The sequence below is a fragment of the Micromonospora zamorensis genome (assembly GCF_900090275.1).
Classification (GTDB): Bacteria; Actinomycetota; Actinomycetes; order Mycobacteriales; family Micromonosporaceae; genus Micromonospora; species Micromonospora zamorensis.
This window is the reverse complement of the sequence record NZ_LT607755.1, coordinates 6317175-6341060: the sequence shown is the minus strand read 5'-3', so window position 1 is coordinate 6341060 and position 23886 is coordinate 6317175. Positions and strand designations below refer to the sequence as shown.

The 23886-nt window shown below is 70.8% G+C and carries 22 protein-coding genes and 1 tRNA gene; 9 read left to right on the top strand and 14 right to left on the bottom strand.

Annotation, left to right across the window (positions count from 1 at the left end):
* The first annotated feature begins 170 nt into the window (after nt 1–170).
* From GA0070619_RS28385 to GA0070619_RS28375, 3 genes are all read left to right on the top strand, one after another.
* Nucleotides 171–256: transfer RNA gene (locus GA0070619_RS28385), tRNA-Leu, on the top strand.
* A gap of 64 nt (nt 257–320) precedes the next feature.
* Entirely contained in the window at nt 321–1436 is a 1116-nt protein-coding gene (locus tag GA0070619_RS28380) for an NAD-dependent epimerase/dehydratase family protein (RefSeq protein WP_172862135.1), read from the top strand.
* A complete protein-coding gene (locus tag GA0070619_RS28375; protein ID WP_371408168.1) occupies nt 1433–2242 on the top strand; it encodes a WecB/TagA/CpsF family glycosyltransferase in 810 nt (269 codons plus the stop codon). Before GA0070619_RS28380 ends, GA0070619_RS28375 begins: the two co-directional genes overlap by 4 nt.
* Before the next feature lie 64 nt (nt 2243–2306).
* Here the strand turns inward: GA0070619_RS28375 and GA0070619_RS28370 are convergent, their stop codons facing one another.
* Nucleotides 2307–3863: a S8 family peptidase gene (locus tag GA0070619_RS28370; RefSeq protein ID WP_088950849.1), complete on the bottom strand. Its 1557-nt coding sequence runs from the start codon at nt 3861–3863 to the stop codon at nt 2307–2309.
* A 217-nt stretch (nt 3864–4080) separates the two neighbouring features.
* On the opposite strand from GA0070619_RS28370, the gene GA0070619_RS28365 reads away from it, so the two are divergent.
* On the top strand, nt 4081–4680 hold the full coding sequence (locus GA0070619_RS28365) for a hypothetical protein (RefSeq protein WP_088950848.1): 600 nt from the start codon (nt 4081–4083) through the stop codon (nt 4678–4680).
* On the opposite strand, the gene GA0070619_RS28360 is transcribed toward GA0070619_RS28365, so the two are convergent.
* The 3 genes from GA0070619_RS28360 to GA0070619_RS28350 all read right to left on the bottom strand — a co-directional run bounded on the left by GA0070619_RS28360 (nt 4648) and on the right by GA0070619_RS28350 (nt 6334).
* Nucleotides 4648–5046, bottom strand: a complete 399-nt coding sequence (locus GA0070619_RS28360) for a hypothetical protein (RefSeq protein WP_088950847.1) — start codon at nt 5044–5046, stop codon at nt 4648–4650. The genes GA0070619_RS28365 and GA0070619_RS28360 overlap by 33 nt on opposite strands.
* A 215-nt stretch (nt 5047–5261) precedes the next feature.
* Nucleotides 5262–5483, bottom strand: coding sequence for a DUF397 domain-containing protein (locus GA0070619_RS28355; RefSeq protein WP_088950846.1), 222 nt, complete (start codon nt 5481–5483; stop codon nt 5262–5264).
* The gene (locus GA0070619_RS28350; protein ID WP_088950845.1) at nt 5459–6334 is read right to left on the bottom strand and encodes a helix-turn-helix domain-containing protein; all 876 of its coding nucleotides are present in this window, start codon (nt 6332–6334) and stop codon (nt 5459–5461) included. Before GA0070619_RS28350 ends, GA0070619_RS28355 begins: the two co-directional genes overlap by 25 nt.
* Before the next feature lie 626 nt (nt 6335–6960).
* On the opposite strand from GA0070619_RS28350, the gene GA0070619_RS28345 reads away from it, so the two are divergent.
* Both GA0070619_RS28345 and GA0070619_RS28340 read left to right on the top strand, forming a co-directional pair.
* A complete protein-coding gene (locus GA0070619_RS28345; RefSeq protein ID WP_088950844.1) occupies nt 6961–7245 on the top strand; it encodes a hypothetical protein in 285 nt (94 codons plus the stop codon).
* A gap of 98 nt (nt 7246–7343) precedes the next feature.
* Nucleotides 7344–7805, top strand: coding sequence for a hypothetical protein (locus tag GA0070619_RS28340; protein ID WP_088950843.1), 462 nt, complete (start codon nt 7344–7346; stop codon nt 7803–7805).
* Nucleotides 7806–7812: 7 nt separating this feature from the next.
* Here the strand turns inward: GA0070619_RS28340 and GA0070619_RS28335 are convergent, their stop codons facing one another.
* Together GA0070619_RS28335 and GA0070619_RS28330 are read right to left on the bottom strand one after the other, a co-directional pair.
* The gene (locus GA0070619_RS28335; protein ID WP_088950842.1) at nt 7813–8697 is read right to left on the bottom strand and encodes a PASTA domain-containing protein; all 885 of its coding nucleotides are present in this window, start codon (nt 8695–8697) and stop codon (nt 7813–7815) included.
* 166 nt (nt 8698–8863) lie between these two features.
* On the bottom strand, nt 8864–9559 hold the full coding sequence (locus GA0070619_RS28330; protein WP_088950841.1) for a PASTA domain-containing protein: 696 nt from the start codon (nt 9557–9559) through the stop codon (nt 8864–8866).
* A 122-nt stretch (nt 9560–9681) separates the two neighbouring features.
* Here GA0070619_RS28330 and GA0070619_RS28325 point away from each other — a divergent pair, with 122 nt between their 5' ends.
* Nucleotides 9682–11064: a hypothetical protein gene (locus GA0070619_RS28325; protein WP_088950840.1), complete on the top strand. Its 1383-nt coding sequence runs from the start codon at nt 9682–9684 to the stop codon at nt 11062–11064.
* Between the two features lie 105 nt (nt 11065–11169).
* Here the strand turns inward: GA0070619_RS28325 and GA0070619_RS28320 are convergent, their stop codons facing one another.
* Both GA0070619_RS28320 and GA0070619_RS28315 read right to left on the bottom strand, forming a co-directional pair.
* Entirely contained in the window at nt 11170–12648 is a 1479-nt protein-coding gene (locus GA0070619_RS28320; RefSeq protein WP_088950839.1) for a glutamate--cysteine ligase family protein, read from the bottom strand.
* Between the two features lie 297 nt (nt 12649–12945).
* Nucleotides 12946–13527: a YceI family protein gene (locus tag GA0070619_RS28315; RefSeq protein ID WP_088950838.1), complete on the bottom strand. Its 582-nt coding sequence runs from the start codon at nt 13525–13527 to the stop codon at nt 12946–12948.
* A gap of 99 nt (nt 13528–13626) precedes the next feature.
* On the opposite strand from GA0070619_RS28315, the gene GA0070619_RS28310 reads away from it, so the two are divergent.
* A complete protein-coding gene (locus GA0070619_RS28310) occupies nt 13627–14133 on the top strand; it encodes a MarR family winged helix-turn-helix transcriptional regulator (RefSeq protein WP_088950837.1) in 507 nt (168 codons plus the stop codon).
* 252 nt (nt 14134–14385) lie between these two features.
* Here GA0070619_RS28310 and GA0070619_RS28305 read toward each other — a convergent pair whose 3' ends face one another.
* From GA0070619_RS28305 to GA0070619_RS28295, 3 genes are all read right to left on the bottom strand, one after another.
* Complete coding sequence (locus tag GA0070619_RS28305; RefSeq protein WP_088950836.1) at nt 14386–17043, bottom strand: ATP-binding protein; 2658 nt, start codon at nt 17041–17043, stop codon at nt 14386–14388.
* Between the two features lie 124 nt (nt 17044–17167).
* Nucleotides 17168–18316 carry an acyl-CoA dehydrogenase family protein gene (locus tag GA0070619_RS28300; RefSeq protein ID WP_088950835.1) on the bottom strand — a complete coding sequence of 383 codons (1149 nt, stop codon included), beginning with the start codon at nt 18314–18316 and terminating at the stop codon, nt 17168–17170.
* A gap of 78 nt (nt 18317–18394) precedes the next feature.
* Entirely contained in the window at nt 18395–19927 is a 1533-nt protein-coding gene (locus GA0070619_RS28295) for an acyl-CoA carboxylase subunit beta (RefSeq protein ID WP_088950834.1), read from the bottom strand.
* 167 nt (nt 19928–20094) lie between these two features.
* Here GA0070619_RS28295 and GA0070619_RS28290 point away from each other — a divergent pair, with 167 nt between their 5' ends.
* Nucleotides 20095–20655 carry a snapalysin family zinc-dependent metalloprotease gene (locus tag GA0070619_RS28290; protein WP_088950833.1) on the top strand — a complete coding sequence of 187 codons (561 nt, stop codon included), beginning with the start codon at nt 20095–20097 and terminating at the stop codon, nt 20653–20655.
* A 63-nt stretch (nt 20656–20718) separates the two neighbouring features.
* Here GA0070619_RS28290 and GA0070619_RS28285 read toward each other — a convergent pair whose 3' ends face one another.
* The 3 genes from GA0070619_RS28285 to GA0070619_RS28275 form a co-directional block, all read right to left on the bottom strand.
* On the bottom strand, nt 20719–21630 hold the full coding sequence (locus tag GA0070619_RS28285; RefSeq protein WP_172862251.1) for a hydroxymethylglutaryl-CoA lyase: 912 nt from the start codon (nt 21628–21630) through the stop codon (nt 20719–20721).
* Nucleotides 21631–21812: 182 nt separating this feature from the next.
* Entirely contained in the window at nt 21813–23150 is a 1338-nt protein-coding gene (locus GA0070619_RS28280; RefSeq protein ID WP_088950831.1) for an acetyl-CoA carboxylase biotin carboxylase subunit, read from the bottom strand.
* A 92-nt stretch (nt 23151–23242) separates the two neighbouring features.
* Entirely contained in the window at nt 23243–23842 is a 600-nt protein-coding gene (locus GA0070619_RS28275) for a TetR/AcrR family transcriptional regulator (RefSeq protein ID WP_088950830.1), read from the bottom strand.
* Nucleotides 23843–23886: the final 44 nt, after the last annotated feature.

The following is a 23886-nucleotide window of genomic DNA, read 5'->3' as shown; positions in this document are numbered from 1 at the left end:
GCTCGGCCGGCTGCTCTCGACCCGCTCGGAAGGGCCGGGACTGTCGTGCTAATCTTTCGTCCGCCACGAACGGTAACCGCTCGTGGCGAGCGCCAGGGACAGCGTAGTATTCCCGAGGCCCGCTGGAGACAGGGGGACCGGGGCGGCTACAGTGTTCCGGGTCGTGCCACGGGGATGTGGCGGAATGGCAGACGCGCACGGTTCAGGTCCGTGTGCCCGAAAGGGCGTGGGGGTTCAACTCCCCCCATCCCCACCACCGACGAGGGCTCCGCTTGATGCGGGGCCCTTCCGTCATATCGGGACGTGCCGGACGTCACGCTATGCTGCGTTGGATTCTGCCTCCGATGGACCAGGAGTGGCGTGTGAGTGTCGCGTTGGTGACAGGGTCGGGTGGCCTGATCGGCTCCGAGGCGGTCCGGCACTTCGCCGGCCTCGGCCTGGACGTCGTCGGCATCGACAACGACATGCGCCGGTATTTCTTCGGCGAGGACGGCTCCACCTCGTGGAGCCTGGAGCGGCTCGGCCGGGACCTGGGCAACTCGTACACCCATTACGCGGTGGACATCCGGGACCGGGACGGCCTGGAGCAGGTCTTCAAGAAGTACGGCTCGGACATCGCCGTGGTGATTCACAGCGCCGCGCAGCCGAGCCACGACTGGGCCGCCAAGGAGCCGTACACGGACTTCGACGTGAACGCCGGCGGCACGCTCAACATCCTGGAGAACACCCGCCAGCACGCGATCGATGCGCCGTTCATCCACTGCTCGACCAACAAGGTCTATGGCGACCGGCCCAACAGCCTGCCGCTGGTCGAGCTGGAGACGCGGTACGAGCTGCCCGAGGACCACCGCTGGCACCAGGGCATCACCGAAGAGATGTCGATCGACCACTCGCTGCACTCGGTCTTCGGCGCCTCCAAGGTCGCCGCGGACGTGATGGTCCAGGAGTACGGGCGCTACTTCGACATGAAGACCGCCTGCTTCCGGGGCGGCACGCTGACCGGCCCGGCCCACTCCGCGGCCGAGCTGCATGGATTCCTGGCCTACCTGATGCGCTGCGTCATGGAGGGCCGCACATACAACCTGTACGGCTACAAGGGCAAGATGGTCCGCGACGCGATCCACTCGCGTGACGTGCTGACCGCGTTCGAGGCGTTCTTCCGGGCTCCGCGCTCCGCCGAGGTCTACAACCTCGGCGGCGGCCGGCACTCCAACACCTCCCACATCGAGGCGTTTCGGATCGCCGAGGAGATCACCGGCCGCGAGGCACGGATCAACTACGTCGAGCAGAACCGCACCGGCGACCACCAGTGGTACGTCAGCAGCATGGCCCGGTTTGAGGAGCAGTACCCGGACTGGAAGATCACATACGACGTGCCGATGATCCTGCGCGAGATCTACGAGGCCAACGTAGGCAAATGGGTGCCCCAGTCATGACCACGCCACGGACCAAGCGCAACGTCCTCGGTGTCCTGGTCGACGCCACCGACTACGCCACGGCGACCGATGCGGTGGTGACCGCGGCGCACGAGCGGCGCCCGCTCGCGCTGACCGCGCTGGCCGTGCACGGCGTGATGACCGGAGTGCTGGACCCGGCGCACAACGCGCGGCTCAACTCCTTTGACGTGGTCACTCCGGACGGGCAGCCGGTGCGCTGGGCGCTCAACCTGCTGCACCACGCTGGGCTCACCGACCGGGTCTACGGGCCGACGCTGACACTGCACGTGCTGTCGCGCTTCGCCGACGAAGGCCTTCCGGTCTACCTGTACGGCTCGACCGAGGAGACCCTCGCCAGGTTGATCCCGGCCCTGGAGCGGATGTTCCCGGCGCTGAAGATCGCCGGGGTGGAGCCGTCGAAGTTCCGTGCCGCCCAGCCCGGTGAGGATGCCGAGATCGCCGACCGGATCCGTTCCAGCGGCGCCCGGCTGGTCCTGGTGGGGCTCGGCTGCCCGCGCCAGGAAGTCTTCGCGTACGCCATGCGACCGCTGCTCGACATGCCGCTGATGGCGGTCGGCGCGGCCTTCGACTACCACGCCGGGCTGCTCCGCCAGCCCCCGTCATGGATGCAGCGCGCCGGCCTGGAGTGGTTCTGGCGTCTGGGTCTGGAGCCGAAGAGGCTCTGGCGCCGCTACGTCATCCTCAACCCGGCCTACCTGAGCCGGCTCGCCGCCCAGAAGACCGGCCTGTGGAAGGCCCGCCCGCCGGCGCCGGCCACCGAAATGCCGGCCACCTTCTCGGTCTGACCCGATCCCGTACGGCACGAGGCCCCACCGGTCTTCCGGTGGGGCCTCGGCCGTGGGAGACCGGTCAGACGGTCAGGGTCCAGGTGTTGATGTAGCCGGTGTCGGCCGAGTAGGTGTCCCGCACCTGGAGCCGCCAGATGCCGTCGGCGGCCTCACCGGACACGTTGACCGTGTACGTGGCGTTCACGTTGTCGGCGCTGTCCGAGGTGCTGCTGTTCTTCAACCGGTACGCGCTGCCGTCCGGCGCGAGCAGGTCGATGACCAGGTCACCGCGGTAGGTGTGCACGATGTTCACCGCGACGGTGGAGGTCGACGAGGCGTTGCGTCCACAGCCGGAGATGGTGATCGAGCTGGTGACCGCGGCGCCGGCGTCCGGGATCGACACGTCGGAGCCGTTGGTGCCGGTGCAGCCGGTGGGCGGCGGCGGGGTGGTGCCGGTGCCCACGTTGAGCAACAGGTTCGGCGAACCCGAGCCGGGGTTGGAGACCACGTTGGGGGTCGCGTTGGCCACCAGTTGGTTGCGGACCTGCGCCGGGGTCCAGCCCGGGTTGGCGCTGGCCACCAGGGCCGCCGCTCCGACCACGTGGGGCGTGGCCATCGAGGTGCCGCTGATCGTGTTGGTGGCGGTATTGCTCGTGTACCAGGCCGAGGTGATCGACGAGCCGGGCGCGAAGATGTCCAGGCAGGTGCCGATGTTGGAGAACGACGACCGGGCGTCCGTGTTGGTCGTCGAGCCGACCGTGATGGCTTCCGTGGTGCGCGCCGGCGAGGTGTTGCAGGCGTTCGCGCCGCTGTCGTTGCCGGCCGCCAGGCCGTACGTCACACCCGAGGCGATCGAGTTGCGGACGGCGTTGTCCAGTGAGGTGTTCGCGCCGCCGCCGAGGCTCATGTTGGCCACGGCCGGCTTGATCGCGTTCGCGGTGACCCAGTCGACACCGCCGATCACGCCGGCGTTGGTGCCGCTGCCGGAGCAGTTCAGCACCCGTACGCCGACGAGCTGGACGGCCTTGGCCACCCCGTACGAGGAACCGCCGACGGTGCCGGCGACGTGCGTGCCGTGCCCGTTGCAGTCGTCGGCCGAGCCGCCGTCCACCGCGTCGTAGCCGGAGGTCGCCCGGCCACCGAAGTCGTTGTGGGAGAACTTGATGCCGGTGTCGATGATGTAGGCGTGCACGTTGCTCGCCGTGTTCGGGTAGGTGTAGGAGCTGTCCAGCGGCAGGTTGCGCTGATCGATCCGGTCCAGGCCCCAGGAGGGCGGGTTGGCCTGCGTTCCGGAGATCGACACGGTGTGGTTCTGCTCGACGTACGCCACCGCCGGGTCGGCCGCGATCCGCGCCGCCGCGCTCGCGCTGACCTTGACCTCGAAGCCGCGCAGCGCCGCGCCGTAGGTGCGGGCCACCGTGCCACCGTGGCGGCCGGAGAGCCGCTTCGCGGTGTCACCGACCCGGTCCCGGGCCACCGCGCTGTCCTTGAGTACGACGATGTAGCTGTCCGGCACGGCGGTGGGACCGCCCGCGGCCCGGACCGCTCCGGTGGGTTCGGCTGCCAGCGCTGGGGCGCCGACGGCCAGCATGGTCGCTGCGGCCACCCCGACCAGCACGGACCTTCGTGGAAGACCCATTTCCTACCTCCCTCCGACCGGCGGCGGAACGCGACCGCCGGTCCCCTGAATCAATCGACCATTGCCGATCCAGCTGAGGGTAGATCAGGGCACAGGCAGTTGGACATGTCGAAACGTCCATAACTCCAGGAGGATGCCCCCTACGGGCACGACGTCCGGGACGAACGGGGGACCGGCCCGGATTCGCCTCGCGTCGATCCGGGAAAGACTCTCGAACATGGAGAGTCAGCTCACCATCCTGCTTCCGGTCGCCGCCCTCTGGTTGGCCGCCGGCGTTGTTGCCGACGGCCTCCCTCGGCTGCACAACACCCGCGTGCTGCGCCGGCGTACCGGATGGTTGCTGGTGTTGACCCTGACCGGGGTGGCGCTCACCGCGGCCGTGCTCGGCGGCGGTCTGCTCAGCGCCGGCACCACGCCGGTCGACCGGGCCGCCGCCGGGCTCGGCCTGGCGGCCGGGCCGGCGCTCGTGGCCGCGGTCTGCTCGGTACGCCGGGTCCGCCGGCTGTGGGCCGGCGCGGGCGCCTTCGCCAGCGCGCCCGCGACACCTGCGCCGCACGGGCTGCGCGCCGCCGCGGCCCACCCGCTGCTCGGGCTGCCACTGCAGGTGACCGCCCTGGCCACGGTGCCTGCGGTGATCGCGGCGACCGGCACCGACCTCGGCGCCGATCCGAGTGTCACCGGGCCGGCGATCACCGTGGGCGCGCTCGCGGTGGCCGCCATCGCGGTCCGGCACGCGCTACGCCACAGCCGTCTCGCCGAGCGGGCCCAGCCCGACGTGCCACGGTCAACGCGGGCGACCAACCCCCTGCACGTATAGCAGCTCCAGGATTGCCCTGGTCGCTTCGAACCAACGGTCCAGCCACTCCTGCGGCGGCGCACTGCCCTTCGGCGGCAACTCCATCAGGAGGCCACGCAGCAACGGATGGTCGGCAAGGGACTCGGTGGACTCCATCGGCCAGCCAGTCGGCGGAAACGACGGCTCGATCAGCGGATTCGGGTCCAGCGAGGGCAGCGAGAGCGGCGGGTCCGTCGACTCGGAGGAGCCCTCCCGCCCGCTCAACTCCTGGTCCGTCGAAACCACCTCGGTCAGAACGGTGTCCCGACGGGCGCCGCGGTACTTGCCACCGAATCGTTCCGGCTTGGCCGGACCGTTGGTGAGATTGTCTGAACCGATCGTCGTCATCCGTCTCGCCTACTCGCTCGGTTGCGGGTCGGTGCGGCAGACCGTTGGCCATCGCCGTACCGACCGGTTCAACGAGACGGGCGCGTTGTGGCGACGGGATCGCCCACGGAACCTCACCCACCACCGTCACGAACCGGCCTCCCACCAGGGCTTTTCCCCGGCCGTGGCAAAGTCCCCGTCCGGAGGACCGGACGGGGACTTCGTTGACCACTCGGTCAGGCCACGCCGAACGCACCGCCCCGGGTGCCGGCGACGAAGGCGTGCCAGTCACCCGGCGCGAAGACCAGGGCTGGGCCCGCCTTGTCCTTCGAGTCCCGCACTCCGACCGCCCCCGTCACGTATGCCACCTCCACGCAGTTGTCACAGTTCGGCCCGCTCTTCGAGCTCTTGAACCATGCTGCCTGCGCCAGGTTCACGGGGAACCCCTTGGTCGCCATTTCCACAACGGCTCCTCTGCCAGTTTTGCGATGTGTGCGACGGACTCCTCCGGACGTATGGCCGCAGCGCGGATGTGATCGAAGATGAAGCTGTACTTCTGTAGTTCGTCGCTCTTCTCGAGGAAAAGCCCACCCGTGGCGTTCTCCGCGTACACAACATCCGGATCACCGGGCTCAGGGAAGCTGAGGATCGTGAAAGTGCCGTCCATGCCGGCATGCGCACCAACCTCGAACGGCAGGATCTGCAGCGTCACGTTCGGCAACTCGGCCACCTCGACCAACCGCTTGAGCTGGCCGCGCATCACCTCGTCCCCGCCCACCGGCCGACTTACCACCGCCTCATCGAGCACCACCCACAGATCGACCGGATCGTCCTGGGTCAATAACGACTGACGGCCCAGACGGACACGCACTCTCTGGTGCACCTGGTCGGGGGTGAAGTCCGGCCGAGCGGCGCGGATCATGGCGCTGGCGTACTCCTCGGTCTCCAGCAGACCCGGCACGACCTGCTGCTCGTATGCCCGGATCGAACTCGCCGCCGCCTCCAGCCCGACGTACGCGCCGACGAGCACCGTGCTGTACGGGTGCCACCAGCCCTTCTGGCGCGCCTCCCGGGCGATCTGCACGAGCTCGTCGCTCTCGGCGCCGACCACGCCGTAGATCCGCAGCATGTCCCGCACGTCGCGAGGGGTGGCTGTGGTGTGGCCGGTCTCGATCCGGGAGACCTTCGAGGCGGAGCACTCCAACTGCTCGGCGACCACCTCGATGGTGATTCCGGCGGACTCCCGCTGGCGGCGTAGCTCGGCACCGAGCCGTCGCCGTCTGATGGTGGGACTGCGCCTCTCACTCATGGCGCAACCCGTGCGCCACTGGTCTCCGCCGCTGGCTGCTCGACCCCACTCGGGCTACCTCCGGTCACGCGCCACTGGGTGACACCCGCCGGGGGCGCGACCGTCGACCGGCGAGCGTTCGCGACGAAGGGGGTGGTGCCGGTCCTCGGCCGGCCGCGACGGGCGATACCGGCCCTCAGTGTGCCGTCCGGACGCGGATGGCTTCAATAGGCCTTTCGCGCGACACGCTCACGTATCGGCAAAAGTCGACGTGCAACTTGCATGAAGCACGTCCCTGATGCAGTCTGTCCGTATGGCACGGATCACTCAGCGTCTCCGTCCGGTCCCTCGGAGTGGTTACCCCACCGAGCCGGGGAAGCCGGACACGACGCGGACCCGGCCGACGATACCCAGACCTGCTCCGGGGTGATGACCCCGCCGCTGCAAGCCGGCAAGCTGCGGCGGCGGGCGCGGTTCCCGGAAGCAGTCGGGTGGTGGTCGGGTGGCGGCACGTCACCAGCGGAGTACGGCCCGACCACCACCATCCGCACCACCGGTTCACGAGGCACGACCCCGTCGCCGGCCGAGACGTCCCCCGTTCAGGCACCGCCGGCACCACGGCCGGCCGATCCTCCCCAGGAGCCCATGTGCTTCCCCGCACCGGTGACGTACTGCACGTGACTCGCGCGGCGAGTGTCCAGTTCCTCAGGCCTATCAAGTTCCGGGTGATCCGGGTGCTCGACTGGCCCACCTATGACGGCTGGCTCTGGCTCGACGGCTACGAGTTGAACGCCGCGGGCGACGCGGTCAACCGACGCTCGATCTTCGTCCAGCGGGCCGGGCTGGAGCAGCTGCAGGCCGCCCCCGAGCCCCGTCCGCACACCGTGCGGGCCCGGCGGCCGGTCGCCCGTACCCCACTCCGGGTGGGCTGACCGACCCGATCCGCCGCCGGTGGGCGTGCCGTCGCCATAGAATCGGTACGCCCACCCCGGCACCGTTCCACCCGTACGTCCAGGACCCTGACCCTGGGATGGTCATGGTCAATCAGCCCGCCCTGCGGCGGCACCACCGCTCCCGTATCGCCTACGCATTCGGACTACTCGCCCTCCTCGGGGCGATGGCCACACTGCTGGTCCTCGTCCGCGACCCAGCGATGTCGTCCACCCGGCTGACCGCGCCGGTGCCCGCACCGGAGATCACCGTGGTCGACGTCGACCCTCCGTACGACGCAGATCCATCGGTGCGCGACGACCCCGGCTGGATCGGCGCCGACGCTCGGAGCAGTCACGCCGGAGTTGCCGACCCGACCACCCCGGCGGCCGGCCACGGTGCCGGCGGCCAGTCCGACGGGCGTCAGGAACTCACCGAAGCAGCCCCGGCCGGACACACCGCGACGGACGTCCGCCGCTCCCTGTTCTGGTCCGGAATCTTCGGCCTCACCATCTCGCTGGCCGGCCTCGGCCTGGTCGGCACCCGCCGTCGGATGTGGTGACCACCGGTCACGGCGTGTTCGTCACCGTGGGGCGCGCCGTGGTCGGGCTCGCCCCGGTCGAGGGTCGGGCCTGGGAGATCACCAACAACACCTCGTCGTCGGTCGACACCGACGTGCCCGCCTCCGGCTCGGTGCCCACCACGGTCCCCGGCGGCAGTTCCGACGGCCGGTACACCACCCGGTGGGCCAGGCCGAGCCGGTCCAGCAACCCCTCGGCGGTGGCCTGCGGCAGGCCGGTGAGTGGCGGCACCGGCACCTCCTCCGGTGCCGTGGTGGTCGCCGAACTGCTCGGCGTCTCGCTGGTCGGCGCCGCCGAGGTCGGGGACGCGCTGGTCGGCGCGGCGCTGGTCGCGCTGGCGGACGGGAGCGACGGGGTGGACCCCGGGTCGTCCCGATCGCTCTCCCGGCTGGAGAGCACCAGCCAGAGGGCGCCCCCGAGCAGGGCGACGAGCAGCAACGCGAGGACACCCCAGAGGATCGGCAGCCACCATCGCCGGCCGCCCTGTTCCTCCACGTACCACTCCCCGGCGGGTTCCGCCGACCGGGGCGGCCGCACCTCGGCCCGTCCAGACCACGACGGCGGGGTCGGCGGCGGGCTCGGCGGCTCGGCGGCAATCCGCCTCGTCTGGTCGCTCGGGGCGCCCGACGGCGTACCGGCGGAACGGTCGATCGGCATGGTCTGGTCCGGCGACAGGGCGGGACCAGCCGGCTCGGTGCGGTCGATCGGCGTGGTCTCATCCGGAGCCGCAGGCCGAGTGACCGGTGCGGTCTCATCCGGCGCGGGGGCAGGTCGAGCCGGTTGCGGTGGTTCCGGCCGGTCGGCCGGTGGCAGAGGGCGGGTCCGGTCGTCGTCGTGCTCGCCGGCGGGAGGCTCCTGGCGGTCGTCGCTCATCGCTCGTCCCTTCCCGGACCGGACGGGCGTCATGGCCCTCGGACCGTCAACCTAGCCGGCCGTAGCGCCCTCGGTGGGGATCAGCGTGTCGAGTCGCGCCGGTCGCGGCCCACCGATCCGCGGCGGGGCCGCGCAAGCCGCCGCCGAGAATCAGCTCCCACCGAGGTCAGGGCGTGGGTTTCGTGGTCGGCTGTTCGGGGGCGTCCGCCCCACACCAGATGCTGACCTCGTCGTTCCAGCGGGCAGGGCCATCCTCGGCCGGCTCCTGCCGGGTGACCTTTCCGCTGCGTCCACTGACGTAACGCGGGTAGAGGCCCTCGTCGATCAACTCGTTGACGGCCTTGTCGCAGTTGTCCCCGATCACGTCCGGCACCTCGGCCGCTGGCGCCGGCCCGGACACCTGAAGTTGCACAGTCGTACCCCGGGTGACCGGGGTGCCCACGGCGGGTGAGGTGCTCTCGACCGTACGGCCGGTGCCGCCTCCGAAGACCAACCGCCAGCCCAGCCGCTGCTTGCGCAACGCGTCCCGGGCCTGCACGAAGTCGGTGCCGATCACCGGTGGCACGGTCAGACCCGCACCCTTGGTCGCGGTGGCGGAGGTCCGGACGGTCGACGGTGTGGCCCGGCCGGTGCTCGGCCGTGAAGCGGTGGCCCGGCTGGTCGGCGAACCGGTCGTCGCGACCGCCAACGGATCCCCCGAGGATGCGCCGTCCTCGCCGGCCAGCAGCCAACCGCCCGTCGCGCCGACCGCGGCGAGCAGCACAGCGGCCAGCCCACCGCCCAGCAGCACGCTGGCCCGGCCGGCGCCGCCGCCGTCCTGACCACCGACGGCATCCTGTCGGCCCGTGTTCGTGTCCGTCATACCGCCCACCGCCTCATCACCGGCGACCGTACCGCCCGTCGCCCAACCTGTTGCGCCGGGCCGTTCATACCGGCGGGTCGTGCGACTCGCCGCGCCGACGACGGGACGTTACGCTGCCCGGCATGGCCAGACAGGGCTGGGGAGTGTCGATCGCCACGGCGATCGGGGTCGCTGCCGGCGCGGGCGCCGCCCAACTGGGCTTCGGCTACGGGTTGGGCGTCATCACCTGGACGCCCACCGATGCCGGAGCCACCGACACCGCCTGGGCGGATGGCCTCGCCTGGGCGACCTGGCTCGCTGCCAGCTCAACGGTCCTCGGCGCGGTCTGCGCGCAGCGACTGCACCAACGCACCACACCGACAACGGCCGAGCCGCAGGTGACCGAGCCCGCCACCGTGCTGGATCAGGCGTCCCAGAGTGGCGGAGTTCCACCTGCCACCGGTGCCGCCGACCCCCAGGCGAGCAAGGTGGCCGCGCCCGACGACCGTGGCGGTCTGCTGCGCCGGGTCGCCCTCGCGCTCGGCGCCGGGATCGGCGGCCTGGTGACGGTGCTGCTGATCGCCGTGCCCGCGCGGGTCGCGACCGGCGCGGACACCGGCGCACCGCAACGGACCGCCGCCGTCCAGGCGACGCTCGGCATCCTGCTGGGCGTACTCGTCGCGATCTGGGCGCTCCGCTCCCGGGCAGCCGCGGTCAACGTGACCGCGACGGCCGCCTGGCTCTGGCTGCTCGCGGTGGTCTCGGTCATTGACGGGGTACGCGTCGGGCGAGGGCTGACCGGTGCTCAACTGGGCACCTGGCAGCTCGACCCGGACCACTCGCGGTACTGGATCGGTGACCAGCTCTACTGGCCCGGCGCGCTGCTGGCACTCGTACCCGCGCTGCTGATCGGTCTGCTGGCCGCCCGGCGGGCCGCCCGCCCGGCCGGGCACCGCGTCGGCGCGGCAGCCTCCGGCGCTGCCGGCCCGGTGCTCGTCGCGCTCGCCTACCTGACCACACTGCCGCACTGGTCGACGCTGGGCCCCGCACAGTTGTCCACCCAACTGATCGCCCCGTACGCGGTGATCGCCGGGGTCGGCGGCTCGGTGCTGGCCGCCGTCCTCGCCGAGCGGGCCGACCGGCGCCGGGCGGCCCACCGCGGCGCGGCCTCGCCGGGTACGACCACCGGCCCGACCTCGACCGTTGAGCCCGAACTGACCCCGGCTACCGCCGGCGGCCCGACTCCGACCGCCCGGGTCACGCCCACTGCGGTCGCCGAAGCCGATCCCGCGCCACCGGCCCCCGACTCGTCGACCCGCACCGCAGGTCGGCGCAGCAGGGCCGACACCGCACCGCAGGCAACTGAGGCGGCCTCCCCGCCGAACGAGGGTCCGACGCCCAGGGTGCCCGCACCACGCGTGAACCCGGACGTCCCGGTTGTCGCCCCATCCCCCACCGAGGATCCGACGTCAAGCGCCCGGCGCACCCGCTCAACCCGCCGCGCCACCCGCCCCACGACGGACTGAGGACTGCCCCGCTCTGTTGACCATGAAGTTGTTGCCATCCCACGCGGCGTGTCGTGGCAACAACTTCATGATCGACGCGGGTGGGGGTGGGGGCGGGGTGCGGGGTTAGGGGACTGGCCAGGTGTGGACGGGGTTGTTGGTGCGTTGGAGTTCCGCGTAGCGCTGGACCATGTGGTGCAGCGCGTCCTTCCGGTCCATGCCGTGCCGCCGCTCCGCCGCCCAGACCGCCTCGGTCTGCCAGACGGCGCCGTTGCGGCCGGTCCGGCAGCGCTGCTCGATGATGCCGAGCAGCCGGTCCCGGTGGGCCGGGGCGACACCGAACCCGTCCAGGCCGACGGCGGCGGTGGGCAGCAACTGCTCCAGCACCAGCTTGGTGACCGGCACTTCACCGAGCCCGGGCCAGTGCAGCACGGCGTCGAGGCCACGCCGGGCGGCGGCGTGGAAGTTCTCCTCGGCGGAGCTGAAGGTGAGCTGACTCCAGATCGGGCGGTCCGACTCGGCCAGACCGCGGGCCAGCCCGAAGTAGAAGGCCGCGTTGGCGAGCATGTCCACCACCGTCGGACCGGCCGGGAGCACCCGGTTCTCCACCCGCAGGTGCGGACGGCCGTTCATGATGTCGTAGACCGGGCGGTTCCACCGGTAGACCGTGCCGTTGTGCAACCTCAACTCCCCGAGCTGCGGCACACCGCCGGCGTGCAGCACCTCCACCGGGTCCTCGTCCTCGCAGATCGGCAGCAGCGGCGGGAAATACCGGACGTTCTCCTCGAAAAGGTCGAAGATCGAGGTGATCCACCGCTCGCCGAACCACACCCGGGGCCGTACGCCCTGAGCCTTCAGTTCATCCGGACGAGTGTCGGTGGCCTGCTGGAAAAGGGCGATCCGGGTCTCGGCCCAGAGTTGGCGGCCGTACAGGAAGGGGCTGTTCGCGCCGACCGCCACCTGCACACCGGCGATGGCCTGGGACGCGTTCCAGTAGTCGGCGAAGCTGTCCGGTGCCACCTGGAGGTGGAACTGGAGGCTGGTGCAGGCGGCCTCGGGGGCGATCGAGTCGGTGTGCGTGCGGAGCTGTTCGACGCCACGGATGTCCAGCTCGATGTCCTCGCCCCGAGCGCCGACGATCTGGTCGTTGAGCACCCGGTAGCGCTCGTTGGTGGAGAGATTGTCCTCGACCAGATGCCCCTCGGTGAGGGTGGGCAGGATGCCGACCAGGACGATCTTGGCATCGGACCTGGCCGCTCGCTCGTCGGCCCGGGAGAGGCTGCCGCGCAGGTCGTGCTCGTATTCGGCGAAACCGGCACCCTCGATCAGCCGGGGCTCGGCGTTGAGTTCGAGGTTGAACTGCCCCAGCTCGGTCTGGAAGAGCGGGTCGGCGATGTCGGCGAGGATCTCCTCGTTGCGCATCGCCGGCTCGGCCGCCGAGTCGACCAGGTTGAGTTCGATCTCCAGGCCGGTCATCGGTCGGTCGGCGTCGAACCCGAAGTCGTCCAGCATCAGGGCGAAGACGTCGAGGCACCGCCGCACCTTCTGCCGGTACCGGACGCGATCATCCCGGGTGAAGGCGCCCTGCGAGACGTCCCTGCCCATGTGGTGTCCTCCCGACAACCGGCGCGGTCGGGATCCTGCCGTCCCGGAAGCGCATTGTGAACCATCACGGTAAGAGCGCCCACCTGACCGGGGCCAGAGGCCAACGGCGGTGATCCGACATCGACCCGAGCGGACGCTGCTCGTGGCGCCATCTGTACCCCGCCGCCAGCCGCCAGGACCCGATGGCGGTGAGAACAACTCGTGACAATTACCACGACCTCGGCATCGGATGTCAGAGACGACGCAGGGCCCGCGCCGACGTGCGGCGCGGGCCCTGCGTGGTTGATCCGGGAGGGATCAGGCCTGACGGACGGCCTCGCCCTCGATCTCAATCTTGATCTTGCGGCTGACCAGCACGCCCCCGGTCTCCAGGGCGACGTTCCAGGTCAGGCCGAACTCCTCGCGGTCGATCTCGGTGCTCGCCGAGAAACCGAAGATGTCCTGGCCGAAGGGGCTGCGGCCGACACCCTCGAACTCCACCTCCAGCTCGACCGGGCGGGTGACGTCCTTGATGCTCAGCTCACCGGTGAGCACGAACTCGTTGCCACGACGGGACTTGACCCCGGTGCTGCGGAACTCGAGCGTCGGGAACTTCTCGGAGTCCAGGAACTCGGGGCTGCGCAGGTGTGCGTCCCGGTCGGCCTGCGTGGTGTCGATGCTGGCCGCCTGAATGGTCGCGACGACCGACGACTGCAGCGGGTCCTCGGCGATGGTGATGGTGGCGGTCGCCTCGTTGAACTCACCGCGAACCTTGCTCACCATCATGTGCCGGGCAACGAAGCCAACCCGCTTGTGCGCCACGTCCAGCGCGTAGGTGCCGGCCGCCGGGATGGTGAGGCCGTCCCAGTCGCGGGTAACCGCATCGATGCTGCTGGTCATGCTGCTGTCCTCCAGGAGATTGTTTAGTAGCCCAACGACTGCCTGAGCAACTATAACCACTGCAATATTCCCCGTGTCAAGTACTGCTACGATGAACCGGTGACCAACGTCTTCGACGATCCCCGGATCACCGCCGTCGGCCTGCTCTTCGAGGCACACGCCGGGCTCTCAGCCCGGTTCAACGCCCAACTCGAAGAGCACGGCCTCTCCGCGGTCGAGTTCGAGGTCATCACCCGTCTGGCCCGCTCACCGGGCAACCAGCTACGCATGACCGACCTCGCCGCGCAGACCTCCCTGTCGACCAGCGGAGTGACCCGTGTGGTGGACCGGATGGAACGTGACGGGTTGCTCACCCGGCGCGCCTGTCCGAGTGACCGGCGCAGCTCGTACGCCGTGGTCACCGCCTCCGGCATGCAGCGACTGAACGAGACGCTGCCCGGGCACCTGCAGATGATCGAGCAGTGGTTCACCGGCCAACTCGACCCCGAGGCACTGGCGGCCCTTCTCGACGGGCTGCGCCGGGTCCGCGACGCCGCGCATCCGTGCGCCACCGCCGGCAGCGACGACACCAGCTTCGAGCAGCAGGCCGACGCCGCCCGGTCCTGAACACACCCGAGGGTGGGCGGGGTGGCAGCACCGGCAGAAAGACCGGCAGAACTGGCTGAGCCAAGCTGGATGATCCGGGCGAAGCCGGCTTTCTGCCGTCGCAGCGGTGGCAGGCTTCGTGCACCGGGGATCACCGGGGGGTGACGGCGCGGGCGATCAGCGAGGGGTAGCACCAAGGGGGCTCTTCGCCCGCGCCACTCTCTCGCCCCCGGTCGTCCTCGGGCGCGCCCGAGGCGGCCGACACGGTCCGGGTTACCGGGCCGCCGGCCCTTCCCAAGCGGTGGTCAACGCGTAGAGCAGTCCGGTCTCCTGCGGCAGCAGCTGGATGCCGCTCTCCTGGCAGGCCCGGGCGAGCCGGTCGAGCACTGCCGGGTCGGCAGTGCTCGCGGCCAGCCCCACCAGCGCTTCCACCACGTCCCGGCGATCCTGGCCCGCCTCGTCGGCGGCGGCGGCGAACCACTCGGCAGCCAACTCCCGGTCACCCCGGTGCAGCGCGAGATTCCCCTCGATCAGCGCGCAGAGCCCGGCGTCCGGTCCACCCCAGGGCAATGCCGCGTCACCGGAGCGCGGTCGCGGCAGGACCCGACCCGACCCGGCCGCCGCAGCCTCGGTCACCCCGGTACGCAGCTCGGTGAGCACCTCGGTCGCCTCGGCAGCACGCCCGTCCTGGGCGAGCGCCAACCCGACCGTTCCCAGCACCCGACGGCGGTGCCCGGGATCGCCCAGCTCGGAGAACCCCGCCATCGCCCGCCGACCATGGTCGACGGCGTCCGCGTACCAGCCCTCCAGGCGGGCGACCTCGGCGCGGTTGGCCCAGGCCAGCACCCGCAGCCGCTGCTCCCCACTCTCGGCGGCGAGCCGGTCCACCGCGGCGAGCCGGCGTCGGGCCGCAGCCAGGTCACCGACCCGGATCTCGTGCCAGGCCAGGCTGTTCTGGGCCACCGCCAGGTCGCGGGTCCGCCCATTGCGGGCGGCCAGCCGCAGCACCACCTCGGCCTGCTCGCGAGACTCGTCGTGCCGGCCGACGGAGATCAACAGGTTGCCGAGCACAGTGCGCGCCTCCAACTCCCCGGTGACGTCGCCGGCCTCCAGGAAGGTGTCCAACGCCGCGCGCGCCGTCGGCAGTTCCTCGGCGCTCGCGCCGTGCTCGGCCGCGAGCCGGGCAACCCCGAGCGCGGCCCAGCCACGCAGGACCGGATCGGCGTCGGCGGTACGCGGGTCGGCCAGCAGCCGGTGCAGCCACTGTCGTCCGACGACGTCTCGCCCACGGAACCGCCACCAGCGGGTCAGACAGGCCGCCAGTCGCAGCGCGGTCAACGGATCGTCGGTGGCCGCGTGGGACAGCGACGAGCTGATGTCACTGCTCATCTCGTCCAGCCGGTGCACCGCGTCGGACATTCGTGGGCCGATCAGGTCGATCGCGGTCCGTGCCACCAACCGCGCGATCACCTCCGCGTGCCGCCGCCGGATGCAGGTCAGCTCACCCTCGCCGGCCGCCTGCTCCACTGCATAGTCACGGACAGCGTCGAGCAGCCGGAACCGGAACGACCCGGTGCCGCGTACGCCCAGCAGCCCCAGCTCGACGAGACGGTCCAACAGCGGAACAGGATCGATTGCCACCGTGCCGTCCCGGTCGGCCTCGTCGGCGAGCATCTCCTCGGCCAACTCCACCGACCAGCGGTTGCCGAAAACGGCGAGCTGCCGCAGCGCCGCCCGCTCGTCCGGCGCCAGCAGTCGGTAGCTCGTCGCCACCGCGTCGCGCAGGGTGACCGTGGCCACCGCCGGGGTAGTCTCCGGGCGGCTCGACCCCGCGGTGAACGCGTCCAACGCGTCCCAACCGGGGTGGACGGGGGGATCGGCGGGAGTGGCGAGGTCGAGCACCCGGTCGCCGTACCGGTCGAGGAGCTCGGTGAGGTCGAGGAGCCGGCCCCGGGCGGCCATCAGCTCGATGGCCAGCGGCAGCCCGCCCAGGCGACGAACCAGTGCGGCAAGGGCTGGCAGCTCGTCGGGTGTGGGTGTCTCCCGGCGGACCTGAGCGAGCCGGGCGGTGAACAACGCGACCGCCGGCCACGATTCGAGCGTGGCCAGCCCGGAGCGTTCGGCGTCCGGTGGCGGCACGTCGAGCGGGGAGACCGGCCAGACCCGCTCGCCGGGTAGGCCAACCGGGTGCCGTCCGGTGACCAGCACCCGCAGCGAGGGCAGGGCCGCGAGCAGCCGGTGCAGCGTCGCGGCCACCGGCCCCGGGGCGCGTTCCACCGCGTCCATCACCAGCAGCGCCGGCTGCCCGGCGAGCCGGGCCACCAGGTCCGGTAGCCGTGCCGCGCCGAGCACCGACATCGAGGCGGCGAGCACGTCCGGCCCGTCCGAGCCCTCGCCGATCAGCACCCCGGTCACGCCGGCCGGGTGGGCCGAGGCCACCACGTGCGCCATCGACGTCGCCAGGGCGGTCTTGCCGACCCCGGCCAACCCGACCAGGCTCACCAGCCGGGGCCCGCGCTCCGCCGTCAGCATTCCGGTCAGCTCGGTGATGTCGCGGTCCCGGCCGATCAGCGTCACCGGTGGTGGGAGGTTGACCGGCCGGTCGGCGGACGTGGCTCTGCCGCTGACCGCGAGCGCCGGCGAGGTGGTGTCCGGGCGGACCAGCTCACCGGCGGAGCCGCGGGCCGCGGCCAGGAACGCCGCCCGGCCGGTGTCGGTCAACGCCAGCGCCGTGGCGAGCAGGTCCACTGTGGTGCGCTGCGGCCGGACCGCCCGACCGCGCTCCAGGTCACGCACCGTCCGCACACCCACCCCGGCCCGGGACGCCAGCTCGGCCTGGGTCAGGCCGGCGGCGCGTCGATGCTCGCGGAGCAGCTCCGACAGGGCGGTACGACCAGCCGGGCTCCGCGACCGATCATGATCCGGAGTCATGGGCACGAAGAGTACGGATCGACTCCGACGCTCGGCAGTCGAACGTCGGGCTACTGACGCCCACCCGCCGAAACCCGACAGCCGTACTGGCGGTCCACCCGGTGCGGGTGTCCGACTGGATCTCTCAGAGGCCCAGATCGCGAGCGATGATCATGCGCTGCACCTCACTGGTGCCCTCGCCGATCTCCAGGATCTTGGAGTCCCGCCAGAACCGGGCCACCGGGTACTCGTTCATGAAGCCGTACCCGCCATGGATCTGGGTGGCCTCCCGGGCGTTGTCCACGGCGATCGTGCTGGCGTGCAGCTTGGCGATGGCGGCCTGCCGCTTGAACGGCTCGCCAGCCAGCATCCGGGCGGCGGCGTCGTAGTAGGCCAGCCGGGCGGTGTGCGCCTTCAGTTCCATGTCGGCGATCTTGAACTGGATCGCCTGGTTGGCGCCGATCGGCCGGCCGAAGGCGTGCCGCTCCTTCGCGTACTTGATCGACTCGTCGACGCAGCCCTGGGCGAGGCCGACGGCCAGCGCGGCGATGGCGATCCGGCCCTCGTCGAGGATGCGCAGGAACTGGGCGAAACCCCGGCCACGCGCACCGAGCAGGTTGGCAGCCGGCACGCGACAGTCGTCGAAGGTCAGCTCGTGGGTGTCCGAGGCGGTCCATCCCACCTTGGAGTAGCCCGGCGCCACTGTGAACCCGGGCGTGCCGGTCGGCACGATGATGGTCGACAGTTCCTTGGAGCCGTCCGGGTTCGTGCCGGTCACCGCGGTGACTGTCACCATGGCCGTGATGTCGGTGCCCGAGTTGGTGATGAACGCCTTCGAACCGTTGATCACCCACTCGTCGCCGTCCAGCACCGCCCGCGTCTGGGTGCCGGCGGCGTCGGAGCCGGTGCCCGGCTCGGTGAGGCCGAAACCGGCCAGCGCCTCGCCGCTGAGCAGCTTGGGCAGCCAGGTCGCCTTCTGCTCCTCGGTGCCGAAGCGGTAGATCGGCATCGCGCCCAACGACACCGCCGCCTCGAGCGTGATGGCCACGCTGGAGTCGACCCGGGCGATCTCCTCCAGGGCCAGGCAGAGGGCGAAGTAGTCGCCGCCCATGCCGCCGTGCTCCTCGCCGAAGGGCAGGCCGAACAGGCCCATCTTGCCCATCTGCCGGATCACCTCGTACGGGAAGGTGTGCTGCTCGTAGTGCTCGGCGATGACCGGGGCGACCACCTCGCGCGCGAAGTCCCGCACGCTGTCCCGCAGCGCCGTTTGTTCGTCGGTGAGCCGGAAGTCCATCTCATCCTCCTGTAAGGACGGTCCCACCCGGCGCTCGTGACGCCGGGGCGGGTCGCTGTGGGGGGCCCGGATCGAGGATCAGACCGGGGTGACGCCGTGCCGACGGCGGGAGAAGTGCCGGTCCTTCGTACGCGCCGCCGCGAACCGACGGACCAGCTCGGTGCGCAGGTCCTGCGGCTCGACGATGGCGTCCACCACCAGCTCACTGGCGAGGCGGACGACGTCGATGTCCTGCTCGTACTCGGCCCGCTTCGCGGCGACGAAGGCGGCCCGCTCGTTCTCGTCCGCGATGGCGGCGATCTTGTTGGCGTAGACCGCGTTCACGGCGGCCTCGGCCCCCATCACCGCGATCTTCGCGGTCGGCAGCGCGATCGTGGCGTCCGGCTCGAACCCGGGACCGGCCATCGCGTAGAGGCCGGCGCCGTACGCCTTGCGGACCACCACGCAGATCTTCGGCACCGTCGCCTCGGAGATCGCGGTGATCATCTTCGCACCGTGCCGGATGATGCCCTGCTTCTCCACCACGCTGCCGACCATGAAGCCTGGTACGTCGCTGAGGAACAGCAGCGGCACGTTGAACGCGTCGCAGAGCTGCACGAACCGGGTCGCCTTGTCGGCCGAGTCGACGAAGAGCACGCCGCCCTTGAACATCGAGTTGTTGCCGATGACACCGACGACCTGGCCGTCGAGGCGGCCGAAGCCGATGGTCAGCTCCTTGGCCCAGAGGGCCTGGATCTCGAAGAAGGAACCCTCGTCGAGCAGACCCTTGACGTAGCGCCGCATGTCGAACGCCTGCCGCTCGCTGGCCGGCACGAGCGCGGCAAGGTCGGCCTTGGCCGGGGCGGCGACGGCCGGGGCGGTCGGCGGCGCCTGCGTCCAGTTCGCCGGGAGGTACGACAGGTAGGTCTTCACCACGTCGAGGGCGTCGGCCTCGGTCTTGCAGAGGAAGTGCCCGACGCCGGATTCGGCGGTGTGCACCTTGGCCCCGCCCATCGCCTCCAGGGTGGTCTTCTCGCCGGTGACCATCTCGACCATCCGGTCCGAGCCCAGATACATGCTCGCGTTGCCGTCGACCAGGGCGACCACGTCGCAGAACGCCGGAATGTAAGCCCCTCCGGCGGCGCTCGGGCCGAACAGCGCGCACACCTGCGGGATCGAGCCGGAGGCGCGCACCTGGTTCCAGAAGATCTTGCCGGCGCCACGGCGGCCGGGGAACAGGTCGACCTGGTCGGTGATCCGGGCGCCGGCCGAGTCGACCAGGTAGACCATCGGCACACCGGCGCCGTACGCCCGCTCGATGATCCGAATGATCTTCTCGACGGTGCGGGCGCCCCAGCTGCCGGCCTTGACGGTGGAGTCGTTGGCCATCAGGCAGACCTGTCGGCCGTCGATCGTGGCGGTGCCGGTGACCACCCCGTCGGCGGGCAGCCCCTCGGCCATCGTGTTGGCATAGAGGCCGTCCTCGACGAAGGAGCCCTCGTCGACCAGGAGCGCGACCCGCTCTCGCGCGAACAGCTTGCCCTTGGCCGCGTTGGCCGCGTGGTACTTGTCCGCGCCGCCGGACCGGGCCCGCTTGCGCAGCTGCTCCAGTGCCTCACCGTCGAGCGTCACGCCGACTCCCTCGCCATAACGACCTGAACGATCGTTAGGCTAGCGCATCGGCACGACCGTCGGCGACCCACGGGCGAATCAGACGGCGAAGCTTGGCGCAAGACATTGAAAAAGATGAATGCTTATCGCTAGGCTCCTGACACCCCCCTCCCAGATCGGAGTCAGCGATGACCTCACGACTCAACCGGCTCGCGGTCGCGTTCCTCGCGACGGCACTCGCCACCCTCGGCGTCACGGTCGCCAACCCGTCGCCCGCGTCCGCCGCCATGACCATCTGCTACAACACCAGCCAGGCGGGCAGCTACGCCAGCGTCGCCAACCAGGCCGCATCGATCTGGAACAACGCCACAGTGAACCTGACCCTCTCGGCGAACTGCGGCTCCAACCTCCGGATCTACCGGATCACCGGCGGCGGCTCGTACGCCCAGCGGACCAGCCTCGGCAACGGCCGGGTCTACATCGACACCCAGCAGGCCGCCCAGTACAGCGTGCTGCGGATCATGACCCACGAGATCGGGCACATCCTCGGCCTGCCGGACAACTACAACGGGAACTGCGCGCTGCTGATGTCCGGCGGCAGCGCCGGCACCAGCTGCACCAACGCCTACCCCAGCTCCGCCGAGGCGAGCAGGGTGAGCAACCTCTTCGCCGGCACGTTCAGCGCCACCGACCGCAGCGCGGACATCTTCCGCGACAGCTGGCCGAGCGCGCTCACCTCCGTGAGCTGATCGACCTGGCACGTGGAAGGGGCCGGCGCACGCGCGCCGGCCCCTTCGTCGCGTCCGAACCGCTCAGCTCGGCATCGGCGTCAGGCGGGTACGCGGGCCCGCCCGCAGCACGCCGGACGGGAGCTTCTTGCCGAGCAACTCCTCGGCCAGCTCCGCCGCCTCGATCAGGGCCGCCAGGTCGATGCCCGTGTCGATGCCCATATCGTGCAGCATGTGCACGGCCTCCTCGGTGGCCAGGTTGCCGCTCGCCCCCGGCGCGTACGGGCAGCCGCCCAGGCCACCGACGCTGGCGTCGAACTCGGTCACCCCCAGCTCCAGCGCGGTCAACAGGTTGGCCAGCGCCGTACCCCGGGTGTTGTGGAAGTGCAGCAGCACCGGCACGTGCGCGTTGCGGTCGCGTACCGCGGTCAGCAGCTCGCGGACCCGGCGTGGGGTGCCCATGCCGGTGGTGTCGCCGAACGCGACCCGGTCCGCGCCGTCGCGGACCACCCGGTCGACGATGCCGGCCACCCGCGCCGGGTCGATGTCACCCTCGTACGGGCAGCCGAAGCTGGTCGCCACGATCACCTCGACCTGCGCGGACGCGCCGTGCAGGAGGTCGATCAGCTCGGCGATGTCGTCCAGCGACTCGTCGGTCGACCGGTTGACGTTGCGCCGGTTGTGCGTGTCGCTGGCGGAGACCACCACTTCGATCTCGGTGAAGCCGGCGGCGAGGGCCCGCTGGGCGCCCCGGGTGTTCGGCACCAGCGCTGAGTACCGCACCCCGTCGGCCTTGACCGCCCGCTGCCACACCTCGTCGGCGTCGGCCATCTGCGGGATCGCCTTGGGGTGCACGAACGACACCGCCTCGATCCGGCGTACGCCGGTGCCGGAGAGGGCGTCGAGCAGCCGCACCTTGGCGTCGGTCGGGATCGGGTCCTCGTTCTGCAACCCGTCCCGCGGCCCGACCTCACGGATGGAGACGGAATCTGGCAGTTGACTCATCGGTCACCTCGCTGTGACGTCGGATCGGGACAGCATGTCGGCCCCTTTGCTCTGCTGCCCTATGTGCGACGGTTACTGTCCGTCATCCGGACAACCGCTGTCGCCTATAGGTAAGCAGAGCAAAGGGCGAACGAACCAGTCCTGCCTCCCCGCAGGGGCGACGGCCTGGCCGGTCAGCGCATTCGGGAGACGATGCCCGTGTCGTAGGCGCCGGAGAGGAACTCTTCGTTGGTCAGGAGCTCGGCGAAGAAGGGGACGTTGTTCTTCGGGCCCTCGATCTGGAAGGCGGCGACCGCGGCCTTCGCCCGCTCCAGCACCTCGTCACGGGTGGCTCCGCTGATGATGAGCTTGGCCAGCAGGCTGTCGTAGAACGGGGTGACCGTGTTGCCCTCGGTGTAACCGGAGTCGACCCGCACACCCTCGCCGGTGGGCTCCACCCAGGTCCTGATCACGCCGGGGCCGGGCAGGAAGCGCTTCGGATCCTCGGCGTTGATCCGCAGCTCGATGGCGTGACCGCTCGGCGCCAACGCGTCCGGGTCGAAGGTCGGCGCCAGCCCGGACGCCACCCGCAACTGCTCCTCGACCAGGTCGACGCCGTAGACGTACTCGGTCACCGGGTGCTCCACCTGAAGGCGCGTGTTCATCTCCAGGAAGAAGAACTCGTTCGTCTCCGGATCGAGCAAACACTCCACGGTGCCCGCGTTGCGGTAGCTGACCGCCTCACCCGCGCGCACCGCCGCCGCCAGGAGGCGAGATCGCAGCTCCGGCGACACCGCCGGGGACGGCGACTCCTCGACCAGCTTCTGGTTGCGTCGCTGCACCGAGCACTCCCGCTCGCCGAGCGCCACCACCCGGCCGTCGGCCAGGCCGAGAATCTGCACCTCGACGTGCCGCACCCGGGGGAAGTACCGCTCGATCAGCACCGAGCCGTCGCCGAACATCCGCTCGGCGAACGCGCGCACCTTGTCGTACTCGGTGCGCAGCGCGGCCTCGTCGACGGCGACGCCCATGCCCATGCCGCCGCCACCGGCCGCGGCCTTGACCATCACCGGGTAGCCGATCCCGGCGGCGGCGGTCACCGCCGCGTCCAGGTCGGCGGCCGGGTCGGTGGTGCCGGGCGCGACGGGAACGCCGGCGGCCGCCATCAGGTTCCGGGCATTGATCTTGTCGCCCATCGCGGTGATCGCGTCCGCGTCGGGCCCGACCCAGATCAGGCCGCTCGACTCGACGGTACGGGCGAACTCGGCGTTCTCCGACAGGAAGCCGTAACCGGGGTGGATGGCCTGCGCACCTGTCGCCTTCGCGGCGGCGAGGATCGCCTCGGCGTTGCGGTAGCTCTGCGCCGGGTTCGGCGGGCCGATGAGAACGGCCTCGTCCGCCTCGGCCACGAACGGGAGGTCGGCATCGGCCTCCGAGTACACAGCGATCGCGCGGATGCCGAGCCGCTTGGCGGTCCGGATGATCCGGCGGGCGATCTCGCCCCGATTGGCGACCAGCAGTGACTCGATCATGTTTCCTCCCGGCGTCCGGATGGTGGGACGGTAGTCAGGGAATCATGACCGACGGGCTTCTGACGAGTCGGGTTCAGGCGAGCGAGTCGGCCTCAGGCGAGCAGTGCGGCCAGGGTCGCGCCGCGCAGCAGCTCGGCACGGCGTCGGCGGTCCACCTCGCCACCAAGGAACGGGGTCGAGTTCATCAGACCGAACGCGGCGTGCGCGAGCACCCGAGCCTCACCGTCGGGCATGCCCGGGTGCAGCGCGGTGAGCACTGTCACCCACTCCTCGACGTAGAGCCGTTGCAGGCGACGGATCTGCCGTCGCGGCTCCTCCGGCAGGCGATCCAACTCGTGCAGGTGCAACGCGATCACCGCCGGGTTGGCCAGCGCGAACTCGACGTGGAAGTCGATCAGCGACTCCAGCACACCGCGCGGGTCGTCCGGGCGGCCGGCGGCACGTTCCCGCCCACCGGCCAGCAACCCGTCGCTGACCGGGATCAGCGCGGCGGCCAGCATGGCCTCCTTGCCGGCGAAGTGGTGGTAGAGCGCCGGACCCGTGACCCCCGCCGCCGCACCGATGTCGTCCATCGACACACCGTGGTAGCCACGGGCGGCGAACAGACCGACCGCGATCTCCAGGATCTCGTCCTTGCGGGACCTGCGCCGGCCCGCGCCCGCCGCACCCCGTGCCTGCTGCTCCACCGTCACCGGGCAAGCGTAGACCGCGACCTGACCACCGGGGGCCGCTGGTT

Coding starts and splice junctions, on each gene's coding strand:
- GA0070619_RS28380 (WP_172862135.1), top strand. CDS start 321: ATGCTGCGTTGGATTCTGCCTCCGATGGACCAGGAGTGGCGTGTGAGT.
- GA0070619_RS28375 (WP_371408168.1), top strand. CDS start 1,433: ATGACCACGCCACGGACCAAGCGCAACGTCCTCGGTGTCCTGGTCGAC.
- GA0070619_RS28370 (WP_088950849.1), bottom strand. CDS start 3,863: ATGGGTCTTCCACGAAGGTCCGTGCTGGTCGGGGTGGCCGCAGCGACC.
- GA0070619_RS28365 (WP_088950848.1), top strand. CDS start 4,081: ATGGAGAGTCAGCTCACCATCCTGCTTCCGGTCGCCGCCCTCTGGTTG.
- GA0070619_RS28360 (WP_088950847.1), bottom strand. CDS start 5,046: ATGACGACGATCGGTTCAGACAATCTCACCAACGGTCCGGCCAAGCCG.
- GA0070619_RS28355 (WP_088950846.1), bottom strand. CDS start 5,483: ATGGCGACCAAGGGGTTCCCCGTGAACCTGGCGCAGGCAGCATGGTTC.
- GA0070619_RS28350 (WP_088950845.1), bottom strand. CDS start 6,334: ATGAGTGAGAGGCGCAGTCCCACCATCAGACGGCGACGGCTCGGTGCC.
- GA0070619_RS28340 (WP_088950843.1), top strand. CDS start 7,344: ATGGTCATGGTCAATCAGCCCGCCCTGCGGCGGCACCACCGCTCCCGT.
- GA0070619_RS28335 (WP_088950842.1), bottom strand. CDS start 8,697: ATGAGCGACGACCGCCAGGAGCCTCCCGCCGGCGAGCACGACGACGAC.
- GA0070619_RS28330 (WP_088950841.1), bottom strand. CDS start 9,559: ATGACGGACACGAACACGGGCCGACAGGATGCCGTCGGTGGTCAGGAC.
- GA0070619_RS28325 (WP_088950840.1), top strand. CDS start 9,682: ATGGCCAGACAGGGCTGGGGAGTGTCGATCGCCACGGCGATCGGGGTC.
- GA0070619_RS28320 (WP_088950839.1), bottom strand. CDS start 12,648: ATGGGCAGGGACGTCTCGCAGGGCGCCTTCACCCGGGATGATCGCGTC.
- GA0070619_RS28315 (WP_088950838.1), bottom strand. CDS start 13,527: ATGACCAGCAGCATCGATGCGGTTACCCGCGACTGGGACGGCCTCACC.
- GA0070619_RS28305 (WP_088950836.1), bottom strand. CDS start 17,043: ATGACTCCGGATCATGATCGGTCGCGGAGCCCGGCTGGTCGTACCGCC.
- GA0070619_RS28300 (WP_088950835.1), bottom strand. CDS start 18,316: ATGGACTTCCGGCTCACCGACGAACAAACGGCGCTGCGGGACAGCGTG.
- GA0070619_RS28290 (WP_088950833.1), top strand. CDS start 20,095: ATGACCTCACGACTCAACCGGCTCGCGGTCGCGTTCCTCGCGACGGCA.
- GA0070619_RS28280 (WP_088950831.1), bottom strand. CDS start 23,150: ATGATCGAGTCACTGCTGGTCGCCAATCGGGGCGAGATCGCCCGCCGG.